This is a genomic window from Vibrio sp. J2-3(2022) (assembly GCF_021725735.1).
In the GTDB taxonomy this organism is placed as follows: domain Bacteria; phylum Pseudomonadota; class Gammaproteobacteria; order Enterobacterales; family Vibrionaceae; genus Vibrio; species Vibrio diabolicus.
In genome coordinates, this window is record NZ_JAKKCK010000003.1 from 279,507 (window position 1) to 291,900 (window position 12,394).

General features: G+C 46.2%; 13 protein-coding genes. 7 read left to right on the forward strand and 6 right to left on the reverse strand.

Annotated features, from left to right (window positions below):
• Positions 1-53: 53 nt before the first annotated feature.
• On the reverse strand, positions 54-254 hold the full coding sequence (locus tag L3V27_RS13660) for a DUF1107 domain-containing protein (protein WP_012841164.1): 201 nt from the start codon (positions 252-254) through the stop codon (positions 54-56).
• Between the two features lie 214 nt (positions 255-468).
• On the opposite strand from L3V27_RS13660, the gene L3V27_RS13665 reads away from it, so the two are divergent.
• From L3V27_RS13665 to L3V27_RS13695, 7 genes are all read left to right on the forward strand, one after another.
• Positions 469-1,020, forward strand: a complete 552-nt coding sequence (locus tag L3V27_RS13665; RefSeq protein ID WP_237312065.1) for a YtfJ family protein — start codon at positions 469-471, stop codon at positions 1,018-1,020.
• A gap of 236 nt (positions 1,021-1,256) precedes the next feature.
• Complete coding sequence (locus L3V27_RS13670) at positions 1,257-1,556, forward strand: DUF2607 family protein (protein ID WP_005392338.1); 300 nt, start codon at positions 1,257-1,259, stop codon at positions 1,554-1,556.
• A 134-nt stretch (positions 1,557-1,690) separates the two neighbouring features.
• Positions 1,691-2,356, forward strand: a complete 666-nt coding sequence (locus tag L3V27_RS13675) for a DUF2796 domain-containing protein (protein WP_237312067.1) — start codon at positions 1,691-1,693, stop codon at positions 2,354-2,356.
• A 52-nt stretch (positions 2,357-2,408) separates the two neighbouring features.
• The gene (locus tag L3V27_RS13680) at positions 2,409-3,137 is read left to right on the forward strand and encodes an ABC transporter ATP-binding protein (protein WP_237312068.1); all 729 of its coding nucleotides are present in this window, start codon (positions 2,409-2,411) and stop codon (positions 3,135-3,137) included.
• Positions 3,134-4,393 carry an ABC transporter permease gene (locus L3V27_RS13685; RefSeq protein ID WP_046874051.1) on the forward strand — a complete coding sequence of 420 codons (1,260 nt, stop codon included), beginning with the start codon at positions 3,134-3,136 and terminating at the stop codon, positions 4,391-4,393. The genes L3V27_RS13680 and L3V27_RS13685 overlap by 4 nt, the downstream gene beginning before the upstream one ends.
• A 4-nt stretch (positions 4,394-4,397) precedes the next feature.
• A complete protein-coding gene (locus L3V27_RS13690) occupies positions 4,398-4,892 on the forward strand; it encodes a DUF3299 domain-containing protein (RefSeq protein WP_047009028.1) in 495 nt (164 codons plus the stop codon).
• A gap of 322 nt (positions 4,893-5,214) precedes the next feature.
• Positions 5,215-6,120 (forward strand): TIGR03899 family protein, encoded by a 906-nt coding sequence (locus L3V27_RS13695; protein WP_006742971.1) that lies wholly within the window; start codon positions 5,215-5,217, stop codon positions 6,118-6,120.
• A gap of 89 nt (positions 6,121-6,209) precedes the next feature.
• Here L3V27_RS13695 and cysC read toward each other — a convergent pair whose 3' ends face one another.
• From cysC to cobA, 5 genes are all read right to left on the reverse strand, one after another.
• Positions 6,210-6,827, reverse strand: coding sequence for an adenylyl-sulfate kinase (cysC, locus tag L3V27_RS13700; protein ID WP_139060150.1), 618 nt, complete (start codon positions 6,825-6,827; stop codon positions 6,210-6,212).
• A 24-nt stretch (positions 6,828-6,851) separates the two neighbouring features.
• Positions 6,852-8,576 carry an SLC13 family permease gene (locus L3V27_RS13705; protein ID WP_005392351.1) on the reverse strand — a complete coding sequence of 575 codons (1,725 nt, stop codon included), beginning with the start codon at positions 8,574-8,576 and terminating at the stop codon, positions 6,852-6,854.
• 252 nt (positions 8,577-8,828) lie between these two features.
• Entirely contained in the window at positions 8,829-10,259 is a 1,431-nt protein-coding gene (cysN, locus tag L3V27_RS13710) for a sulfate adenylyltransferase subunit CysN (protein WP_046874053.1), read from the reverse strand.
• Between the two features lie 18 nt (positions 10,260-10,277).
• Positions 10,278-11,186 (reverse strand): sulfate adenylyltransferase subunit CysD, encoded by a 909-nt coding sequence (gene cysD / locus L3V27_RS13715; protein WP_005379592.1) that lies wholly within the window; start codon positions 11,184-11,186, stop codon positions 10,278-10,280.
• 59 nt (positions 11,187-11,245) lie between these two features.
• Positions 11,246-12,121 carry a uroporphyrinogen-III C-methyltransferase gene (cobA, locus tag L3V27_RS13720; protein WP_031780800.1) on the reverse strand — a complete coding sequence of 292 codons (876 nt, stop codon included), beginning with the start codon at positions 12,119-12,121 and terminating at the stop codon, positions 11,246-11,248.
• Between the last annotated feature and the right edge of the window lie 273 nt (positions 12,122-12,394).

A 12,394-nucleotide genomic window follows, 5' to 3' on the forward strand; every position in this document is an offset into this window, starting at 1 on the left:
CGAATAGGTCGCTCTTTTTTGAAATCGAAAACTAAATTCAAGCCAACGGGCTCTTAAACAGACAACGAAGCAATCACTTGGTTGACTTCTTTAAAGATGGTGAGTCTTTTCTGATCGTTGACGTCAGGGAGCAAAACTTTGCCATTGTCGAACTGAAAACATCCAACCCCAGCAATAAAGAATTGACCTTTGAACAACGTTTTAACGAAACGTGCCACTTGTAATGGTCGGTATACAGCAAACTCACGTAGCATAACTCACCTCAATTCCTTTGAGAAAACACGGATTGCTTATTTATCCTCTGCAATCTTGATGCGCAATCTGCGACGAGGTTCATTTTAGCAAATTCTAAATATAACGCAATATTACACCACCCCATACGTTAAATAAATGTTATCAACAGTTCTACAAATTTCCTAGATCTGGATATATACTGGAAAACTTCCAACTCGTACGGAATATAACAATATGAAAACTAAGACTCTCCTACCTCTACTATTGGCTATAACGCCAAGCTTTGCGTTTGCACACAACCTATCTGTCGGTGAGACCGTTCCTTCTGCCAAGGTCGCGGCTTATGGCGAGATTGTTTTGCAAGGTGAGGACGTGGCATACCAACCATGGGCAACCCAGCATATGCAGGGTAAGGTTCGTGTTATTCAAGCAATCGCAGGTCGTAGCAGTTCAAAAGAAATGAACGCCCCTTTGATGTCAGCAATAACCGCCGCGCAATTCCCGCAAGAAAGCTACCAAACAACTACGATCATTAACCAAGATGATGCAATCTGGGGGACAGGTTCGTTCGTGAAATCTTCAGCCCAAGACAGCAAAAAAGAGTTTCCTTGGTCATCTATGGTTCTGGATGAAAATGGCGTAGTCGCCAACACTTGGGATCTTAAAGAAGAAAGCTCTGCCATTATTGTTCAAGACAAAACAGGTAAAGTGCTGTTTGTAAAAGAAGGCGCACTTGAGCAAGATGAAATTGCAAAGGTGATCGAGCTAATTAAACAGAACATCTAGTCTCGTTGCTTGGCTCCTTAATATCCGTAGTACGCAGTATAAGGAGCCATGCGACCAAACTTAAAGCTTGAGATTTCTGTTGCCCCTAGTTTAACGCTCAGTGATTCCACCAAGGAGACTGTCTCAGATTCGGCGACATCGCATGTGTTGACGTAAATTTTCCCACTAGCCAACAAAAGAGTGAACTTTTACTCATTATGGGTGTTATATTATAACAGTCGGTAAGAGGAGCTCAGATGTACCACCACCAGCAAAAGATACGGAAGCATTGGCATCGCACTGTTTTATTTTTCAGTGTCGCGTTGCTGATCGCTTGGAACTTTGCGGTAATCCTTCATCAAGTTGATCTGACTCCCGAACACCACACACACCATCATTGCCAGCTATTTTCTGGGGTTCAGCACGGCATAGCCAAAGCTCAACCGACCCTATCGACGCCAACATTTACGCGCATCCAATACCATGATGTCTTTCAGCGCCTTGTTAATAGTGAAGACATTCGTGGTGCAGCTCGTGCCCCGCCTTATTTTGCTTAATTTCCAAACTATTCCACACTCAACATAATTTGTGCGTATTCCTGCACCTCACGTGTCAGCGAATCGCACCTTAGTAAATACAAATCTGATCCGGTATTGCTCGGGTTAGTGCCAGCAAAATTAGGAAACACAAAATGTCATCGAAACATGTTTTAGCGCTTGTCATTGGTCTCTCTTTATCGACAGCAGCAAATGCGGACGAATACCGCCAGCACGGTGCTCATGTGCATGGTCACGTCGAATTTAATATCGCCCAAGATGGAAAGGATCTGTTAGTGGAGATTACTGCTCCCGGTGCCGATGTGGTCGGTTTCGAGCATGCTCCAGAAAATGAACAACAAGAGCAAGCACTTAAACAAGCCATTGCCACCCTAGAAGACAGCAACACACTGTTTGCTATTAACGCGCAAGCCAATTGTGATATTGAAGAAGCTTACGTAAACCATAACCTCAGCACCCCTCATGAAGACCATGATCATAGCGAGCACGGCCATGATGACCATGCAAATCACGATCATGAAGGGCACGAACACCATGATCACCACAATGAACATCATGATGAACATGAGCACCATGACGGTCACGATGCTCACCATGAGGAGCATGAAAATGGCGGACATGGTGAGTTTTCGGTGCAATATCGCTTCAGCTGTGACCAAGTTAACCAACTCAGTAACATTCAAACCGACTGGTTTAATCAATTTCCAACGACTGAGTCAATCAACGTCAATATATTCACTGACACCATGCAATCAGCCATCAAACTGAGCAAAGATAACTCCCAAATCGTAATCAAATAACACGAGTGGCGTGTAAGTACACACTTACACGCCAATGCTTTGGTGATTTAGTATGACTGAAATCATGTCAAACATTGTTGAGCTAAATAATGCCCAGTTTGTCTGGCCCGGTTCAACACACGCAACCATTCATATTCCACAGTTACATATTGCCCAAGGTGAGCACGTATTTATCAAAGGTCCCAGTGGCTGCGGTAAATCTACGCTGCTTGCCCTACTAACTGGCATCAACACGTTAACATCTGGCTCTCTATCCGTACTGAACACTGACCTTGTTAGTTTAAGTGCAAGTCAAAGAGACAAATTTCGCGCCGATCACATTGGCTATATCTTTCAGCAGTTCAATTTATTGCCTTATTTAAACGTGCTTGAAAACGTACTACTGCCTTGCCAATTCAGTCAAATACGACGTGGCCGCGCTCATTCAAGAGCGCCATCTCAAACGTTAGAAGAGCAAGCTCAAGCTCTGCTTGAAAGACTCCACCTACCCAGCGAGCTTCATGCGCGTCCGGTATCGGAACTGAGCATTGGCCAACAACAACGTGTTGCGGCTGCACGATCACTCATTGGGTATCCGGGGTTAGTGATTGCTGACGAGCCAACCTCCGCTTTAGACCATGATAACCGTAAAGCGTTTATTGAACTCCTGATGGAGCAAACGAATCAAGCCAACGCTACGCTGATCTTCGTCAGTCACGATCCAACGCTTGAGCCCTTATTTGACCGCACACTTAACCTACCAGATATTAACCAAGCATCTGACCTAGGAGCCGCATCATGAGCGCTGTTGCAAAGCTCGCGTGGAAGAGCTTAATCAATCGTAAGGCGACGGCAATATTAACCATCATGACAGTCGCGATTTCGGTCATACTCCTTTTAGGAGTAGAACGCATTCGTACTCAGGCAAAAGATAGCTTCGCCAATACAATTTCAGGCACCGACCTCATCATTGGTGGCCGTTCTGGACAAGTGAACTTGCTGCTCTACTCTGTGTTTCGCATTGGCAATGCCACCAACAACATTGACTGGAAGAGCTACCAAGAGTTTGCCAATCATCGAGCAGTAGATTGGGCGATTCCAATCTCACTTGGCGACTCGCACAAAGGATTCCGAGTAATGGGAACCAACCACAGCTATTTTGAACACTATAAATTCGGAAGTAAGCAACCACTAACATTTTCAGAAGGCCGAGAATTCAATGGTTTATTTGAAACCGTGCTCGGTTCTGATGTCGCAAAACAGCTGGGGTATCACGTCGGTAGTGAAATCATCATTGCACACGGCATTAGTGATGTAGGCTTTAGCCGACATGACAACCTGCCATTCAAAGTTGTCGGGATTCTTGCGCCCACAGGCACGCCAGTCGACAAAACCGTTCATGTCTCGCTAGAAGCCATCGAAGCGATTCACGTCGGGTGGGAAAGCGGTGCACGTTTAGGCCCAACACCCAAAGCACAAGACCTCAAAAACAGAGACTTTCAGCCCAAGCAAATTACCGCGATGCTGGTCGGTTTGAAATCTCGTATTCAGACTTTCGCCCTACAAAGGCAAATCAACACTTATCCCAAAGAACCGCTTAGCGCGATTATGCCAGGGGTTGCGTTGCATGAACTGTGGGGAATGATGTCTGTTGCCGAGCAAGCCTTAATGGCAGTGTCTGGCTTTGTGGTGATTGCAGGATTACTCGGCATGCTAAGCAGCTTATTAACCAGCTTGCAGGAGCGCCGCCGTGAAATGGCGATTTTGCGCGCTATGGGGGCAAGACCTCGTCATGTTTTCTCACTGTTGATCAGCGAAGCCAGTCTACTTACTGCTGCCGGAATTGTGACCGGAGTGGCAGGGCTGTATGCCATTCTCGCCATAGTGCAACCCATCATTCAACAGCATTATGGAATACATCTGACTTTAAGCCTCTTATCGCCCTATGAATGGATGCTATTAGGTTTCGTACAATGCGCTGGAATTGTAATTGGTTTCATCCCGGCTTTTCGCGCCTACCGACAGTCACTAAGTGACGGAATGACAATAAGGATTTAATAAAATGTGGAGAAAAATACTCGCAAGTTGCTTGCTGATCGTCTCATTTATAGCGCCAGTACTCGCAAGCGAGGAGCCATTAACGCTCGACTGGATTGATCTAGTACCAGAGAAAGAACGCAAGCTGTTCGACAGTATGGGCATGCCAGCTTCTGATCACAGTGGCGGCGCAGCGCAACAGTCTAAAATTGGTAACGTTCGACCAGAGCTAAATGGAAGCCAAGTTAAAATCCCGGGCTTTGTCATCCCGCTTGAAGGTGACGCGAATACCGTCACCGAGTTTTTGTTGGTGCCATACTTTGGAGCTTGTATCCACGTTCCACCACCGCCACCAAACCAAATCATTTACGTGAAGTTTCCCAAAGGCGCACCCGTTCAAGAGCTGTGGGATGTCATATATGTGGTTGGGGAGTTGAAAACCGAAACGATAAGCCACGAGCTGGCTGAAACGGCTTACGTTATTGAGGGATCGAAAATAGAAGCCTACGACGATATGTAGTTTAAGTCGTTGACATGCATCGGTACACCTAAGGCGTCACATCGGCGCCTTTTTTAGTTCTGTGTTACACGATATAACGAGACAAATACGCTAATACGCCAACATAAATAACCAAAAGAAACGCTATCGACAGGTGCTTTTTTAATTTACCTGCTTCTGAGAACTTCATTGTCCCTCCAAAATAACGATAACAATTTTAACAACTCATTATCATTTTGGATAGCCCTATTCGTTCAAAAACTGAGAACTCCTATCTGGTCGCCTGGTTAGATAAGGTGTAAATTTAAACAAGCGAACAGCGCAGTTCTTGGTAGGAAAATTAATGGCAGAACCGACAAAGCAACCTGTTGTCATCGAACATCAGTCAAACGCACAAAAAAATACGCAACAAGAAAAGAAGCAGGGCTACATCAAAGACAGTGCCAGCAAGGTAAAAACCATTGCCCAAATACACGGTCTTGATGCCTTACTACAAACCGATCCTCCAGCCAAATCCGCGCTTGAAAGAGCCCAACTGCGTGAACAGAGACGCCAAGAACAGCGACAAAAAAACCTAGAGCAGATTTTAAAGCTAGCACACAGTTCATGCCGAGATGAAACTGCCGGAGAGCCCGACCAAGACTGGTTGTATCGTTTTTTTGAAATGGCTCAAGACATCCATAACAGCGCGATGCAAAAGTTATGGGCTCAAGTGATGAAGCGTGAAGTGACAAACCCAGGCTCGACGTCGATGAAAGCGCTCAAAGTCCTCAAAGATATGTCACCAAAAGAAGCGCAAACTCTGCAAAGAGCCGCCTCTCTAGCGTGCAGTTTTGGAGGGGATCACAGTCGCAAGCTGTTAATTGGTTATAAAGCGCAAGGAGGAATATTTAGCTTCGGCAAACGAGACATCGCCAACAGCTTAAACATGGGAAGTTTTCAGCTGCCCTATTCAAGTTTGTTGCTGTTGATTGAACTAGGGTTACTGCATAGTACCGAGCTTGAATCTGGCGAAATTGGTATCGAGACGCCATTGATCCTCACCTACCAAGGTAAAAACTTGTCGCTGAACGTGAACAGCAAAGGCGTCCGCCTTTTATATTACCGCTTCACGCCAACAGGCAATGAGCTCTGTACCTTGCTCGGTAACAAACCACATGCCGACTACTACGACCAAATGCTTGCGCTTTTAAATCATAGATTTAGTGTCCATAGTGACGCTAAAAGTACGGTTCATCATACCGTGTAGGCAGCTCGAGAAGCATTTGACCACCCATGATCTAAATGCTTCTTAAGCCGCTCAAAGAGCTTGAGGTCACCAATGATCCAAATGCTTATTTATCGGATCACTGCACGCGACTTAAGCGCTTCCAAGCACAAGTCCACCAGCTCATCGACGCTTTTTTCGCCCGCTGGTAAATCGACTTCCGGATTCTTCGGTGCTTGATATTCAGAATCAATACCAGTGAAGTTAGGAATTTCTCCCGCACGTGCTTTGCGGTACAAACCTTTAGGATCGCGACCTTCGCAGACTTCTAGAGATGCATTGACGAACACTTCGATAAACTCACCTTCTGGCAATAAGTCGCGCACTAGTTGTCGCTCTGCACGATGCGGTGAAATGAACGCCGACAACACAATTAAGCCTGCATCCGCCATCAGTTTAGCCAGTTCACCAATACGACGAATGTTCTCGCGACGATCCTGTTCAGAAAAGCCCAAATCGCTACACAGGCCATGTCGCACATTGTCACCATCCAATAAATAGGTGTGGTAACCCAATGTTGCAAGGCGATTTTCCAACGCCCCTGCTATGGTTGATTTACCCGCTCCAGATAAGCCAGTAAACCACAATACGGCAGGTTTTTGCTTCTTTAATTCAGCACGAAACTGTTTATCGACCGAATGCTGGTGCCAAACAATATTTTCATCTTTTACCGTCGTTTCGGCAGTCATAACGTATCCTTGTAAATATCGGAATTAAAACGGGAAGAAGACCGGAATCAAAGTAAGTACTAATACAGAGTACACAATCGAAATCGGCACACCAATTCTCACATAGTCGGTCAATTTATAATTTCCTACGCTGTACACCAGTAAGTTGGTTTGATAACCGTAGGGAGAAATAAAGCTCGCACTGGCGCCAAACAAGACCGCCATAATGAATGGCATCGGATCAACGCCATAACCGACCGCCATGCTATAGCCAATAGGAAAAGAAAGCGCAGCCGCGGCATTGTTCGTCACCAGTTCAGTAAGAACTAATGTCATAATGTAAGTTGCGACCAAGGCTCCAAACACGCCCCAGCCATTGAACGCTTCAATAAACATCGCTCCCATTCTCTCTGACAAGCCGGAAGAGATCATCAATTGAGCGATGGACAAAGCAGAGCCGACAATCACAACGATATCAATTGGGAAACGGCGGCGCAGTTCTGAAATCTGTACAATGCCAAACGCGATAAGTGCGATAAGATACGCGGCAAGGCCTTTAATAATTGGTACTAGCTCTAATAACGCACACCCAATTACGGCAGCAAAGCCCAGTAGTACGATGGAGGATTTATTCGTATCAAGCCGAGCGCTAGAGTCCAAATCATGCACTAAAACAAACTCTTTACGATGAGCTCGGCGCTCCGATTCAAAACGCTTCCCCGGAACCAGAACTAACGTGTCACCTGGCGCTAAGGTAATGCTACCCAAACCGCCCTCTAAGCGCTCATGGCCACGACGAATAGCGACAACAACGGCATCAAAGCGATCGCGGAATCGGCTCTCTTTGAGTGTTTTATAGCAAAACGTCGCGGATGAGCTCACCACAACTTCGATAAAGTTTTGCCCATTCAAGTGCTGCTGACCAAAAAGCTTGAGGCCCGGAATTTCTTGCAGGGTCGCGACGCTCTCAACATCACCACAAAACAACAAACGGTCTTTCGCATTGAGTACGAAGTCCGGTCCTACAGAGGAAACCGTCACGCCATCTCGTACAACCTCCGCAAGAAACAGTTTGCGCAGCGCACGTAAATTATTCTCGCTGACCGTGCGCCCAACTAACGGTGAACCAGGCTCTACGCGAGACTCAAGAAAGTACGGTAAATCTTCTTGGCTTTGATCATCGTAGTTCGGCAGTAAGTAACTGAGCGGGATAAGAATCAGCATTCCTCCCACCAACACCGCCAAGCCAATCATCGTGGGTGTAAAAAAGCTCAGGCTCGGCAAACCGGCATCTTCAACAAAGCTGTTGATGATTAAGTTAGTCGACGTACCTATCAAAGTTAATGTGCCACCAAAAATGGCGGCGTAAGACAGCGGGATGAGTAATTTCGAAGGCGCATGCTGCTGATTACGCTTAATCGCCCCAATCAATGAGACAACCACGGCGGTATTATTCGTGAATGAAGAGAGCAAGGCCGTTGATACACCGAGCTTAGCGATCACACTGCCTAGCTGGCCTTCAGAAATACTACGGCTCACCCAACTGATCAGTAACGTTTTTTCTAGAGCACACGATGCAAGAATCAACAGAACCAGAGTCAATAACGAAGAGTTGGTAAAGTTGGATGCGATCGTGGCTGAATCCATCATACCCGCCATAAATGCAATAAAAGCGGCACCCGCAAAGACATAACTAGGCTTAATTTTTGTGACAAGCAAACAAGTGATAATGCCAAGCAAAATCGCTAATACAAACCCTTGTTCCCACATAGCCTTTCCTTACCAAATCGCCCAAAGGGCACAACAACGGCTCATTTATCCGTGAGACACCAGACAAACGAGTAAACAGACCAAAATCAGCGCAAGCGAAAAGAACATCAGAATGCTCGGTTTTCTTGGGCTTCACCGAAGCATTCTGGTATTAGGAGAATAACCTAACTGCATTTCGCAACTCAGTTAGGCAACGACGCCCCAAGCACAACAACAGACAGAATCAGAGCTTATCGTGCTCGGGCGCGCCAATTACTTTTTCAGCAATTGGCTAACGTCTTTTGCTTCCCAGTGTGGGAAGTGTTTACGCACAAGTGCATTCAGCTCAACTTCAAACGCAGAGATGTCCGTCAAGTCGCGCTCAACCACCGCGAGGCTTTCTTTGACCATGCCTGCACCAACCGTCACGTTCGTCAGACGATCGATAATGATGAAGCCGCCGGTATCAGCACAATCTTGGTAATTGTCCAGCGCAACTGACTCATTGAGAGACCATTCACACAAGCCAATACCATTCAATGGCAGCTCTGCCGCACTATGAGTTGATAGGTTGTTGATATCATATTGGTGACGAATCGCTTCAACATGGCCCACAGTTTTCTTACCCGCGATTTTGATGTCGTAGTCACGGCCCGGTTGCAGAGGTTGCTCTGTCATCCATACCACATCGGCAAGCAAGTGGTTTGTGGTTTCCACTTGAGCATTGTCTAGAACAATCAAATCGCCACGGCTAATATCGATCTCATCGCTTAGCGTCAGAGTGACCGCCAACCCAGCACGAGCTTCCTCAATATCACCATCAAACGTAACAATGCGTGCCACGGTTGACGTTTTCCCCGATGGCAATGCTTTGATGGCATCACCGACTTTGATCGAACCTGAAGAAATCGTCCCCGCAAAACCACGGAAATCGAGGTTAGGACGGTTAACGTATTGCACAGGGAAGCGGAACTCACCCGCACCTTTTTCTTGATCCACATCGACCGTTTCAAGAAGTTCAAGCAATGACGGGCCTTTAAACCAGCTTAGGTTTTGCCCTTTATCCACCACATTGTCACCTTCAAGCGCCGAAATCGGGATGATTTGAATATCAATATCCCCGGTCAGATTCTCAGAAAACTTAAGATACTCATCGCGGATTTCTTCAAAGCGCTCTTGAGAGTAATCCACTAAATCCATCTTGTTGATCGCCACAACAAAGTGTTTCAAACCCAGTAGGTTGGAAATAAAAGAGTGACGACGAGTTTGATCAAGAATGCCTTTGCGTGCGTCGACTAAGATCACCGCTAAGTCACACGTCGATGCGCCTGTTGCCATATTACGCGTGTACTGCTCGTGCCCAGGAGTATCGGCGATGATGAACTTACGTTTCTGCGTCGAGAAATAGCGGTAAGCCACATCAATCGTGATCCCCTGCTCGCGCTCAGCTTGTAAGCCATCTACCAACAACGCAAGGTCAGGCTTTTCACCCGTGGTGCCCACACGTTGGCTGTCTGAGTGCACTGCCGCTAGCTGATCTTCATAAATTTGTTTTGAGTCATGGAGTAAGCGACCGATTAGTGTACTTTTACCGTCATCCACCGAGCCACAAGTCAAGAATCTAAGTAACGACTTGTACTGGTGTTGTGTTAAATAGCCTTCGATACCAAGCTCGGCTAATTGAGCTTCAACTGCACTGTTCATTATCTTTCCTTAGATCCTTTAGAAGTAACCTTGACGTTTCTTAAGCTCCATCGATCCTGACTGATCGTGGTCGATCGCTCGGCCTTGGCGCTCACTCGACGTTGCCACCAGCATCTCTTCGATAATGCCAGTTAAAGTGTTTGCTTCAGACTCGATAGCCCCAGTCAATGGATAACAACCAAGAGTACGGAAGCGCACACTCTTCTCTTCAATCACTTCACCCGGTTGAAGCTCCATACGATCATCATCAACCATGATCAGCATGCCATCGCGTTCAACAACTGGGCGTTTGTCCGCGAGGTAAAGCGGTACGATCTCGATGTTTTCTAAATAGATGTATTGCCAGATATCAAGCTCAGTCCAGTTAGACAGTGGGAATACACGAATGCTCTCACCCTTATTAACCTGGCCGTTGTACGTCTTCCATAGCTCTGGACGTTGATTTTTAGGGTCCCAGGTATGGTTCTTGTCACGGAACGAATACACTCGTTCTTTTGCGCGTGATTTTTCTTCATCACGACGAGCGCCACCAAAAGCAGCATCGAAGCCATATTTGTTTAGCGCCTGCTTAAGACCTTGCGTTTTCATGATGTCCGTATGCTTTGACGAGCCATGAACAAACGGACTGCAGCCCATTGCTAGACCTTCTGGGTTCTTATGTACCAAAAGCTCAAAGCCGTATTTGGCAGCGGTGCGATCGCGAAACTCAATCATCTCGCGGAATTTCCAGTCGGTATCGACATGCAAAAGTGGAAATGGAATTTTGCCCGGGTAAAACGCTTTACGCGCTAGATGCAGCATCACTGATGAGTCTTTACCAATCGAATACATCATGACTGGGTTATCAAACTCAGCCGCAACTTCGCGGATAATATGGATACTCTCCGCTTCGAGTTGTTTAAGGTGAGTTAAACGTTGTTGGTCCATGTTTTGTATTTCCTTTTTAAGCTTGAAGGCGCATTACGTCTCTAATCTTTGGTCTGAAATTATATGGAGTTAGCAATAGCACTTTTGTTGAATTCAGTACTAGACAAAAACCAGTCTAACTTTTGAGACAGTCGCACTACCTCTCCGACAACAATCAAAGATGGCGATTGTGCTTCCTTCGATAAATCAGAGAGTTGGGAGAGCTCTCCCGTAAATACTTTTTGTTGAATCTGCGTACCACGCTCAATAATGGCAATCGGAGTCGACGCAGAACGACCATGCTTAATGAGTTGATTCTGAATATAGTGTGATTTCATCAGCCCCATGTAGATCACTAAAGTCTGATTCCCACGAGCCAACGTTGACCAATCCATCTCATCGCTTTCTTCTTTCAAGTGGCCAGTCACAAAGATGGCCGATTGCGCGTAATCGCGATGAGTCAGTGGAATCCCAGCATAGGCCGTTGCGCCAGCTGCCGCGGTAATGCCAGGGACGACCTGAAAACGGACGCCTGCATCAGCAAGCACTTCCAACTCTTCACCGCCACGACCGAATACAAATGGATCACCACCTTTAATGCGCACGACTTTGTAGCCCTGTTTGGCAAAGTCCACCAATAGCTGGTTCGTCTTCTCCTGCGGCACACTGTGATGCCCAGCTCGCTTCCCAACGCACACCAAAATCGTATCGCTTGGAATCAATGCCATGATTTCTTCTGACACCAAGTAGTCGTACAAAACCACATCAGCTTGCTGCAAGCAGTTCAATGCTTTCACCGTAAGAAGTTCAGGATCACCAGGTCCTGCACCTACTAAGGCGACTTCACCAGGCTGTAGCGATTGCTTTGCAAAACGAGTAACACCAGCTACTGGGTTGTCAGAAACTAACCGGGGCTTTGGTTTAGGAAAAGAAGTGACTGAATCGTTCGTTGCCATGTGCTTGCTCATCGTCCATTGATATCGTTATGCAAGCATTATGGCGGGGCGTTTATATTACCTGAAATTCTAAAATTTCATTTTTTATTCAAAAATCTGCTAAGAAGTTTTTGTTTGGCCTCATTCAAAAGAGTGAAAAAGTCGGCGGTTAATATGAATAAGGTTCAGTAAACTGATTTCTGTTCACAGTTTTCTGTATCTTTATCATTAAGTTGCACCAGCGTTTGATACATTACGCGGTACGATTCCCCCTTCCCATTGAATTGGAGCACC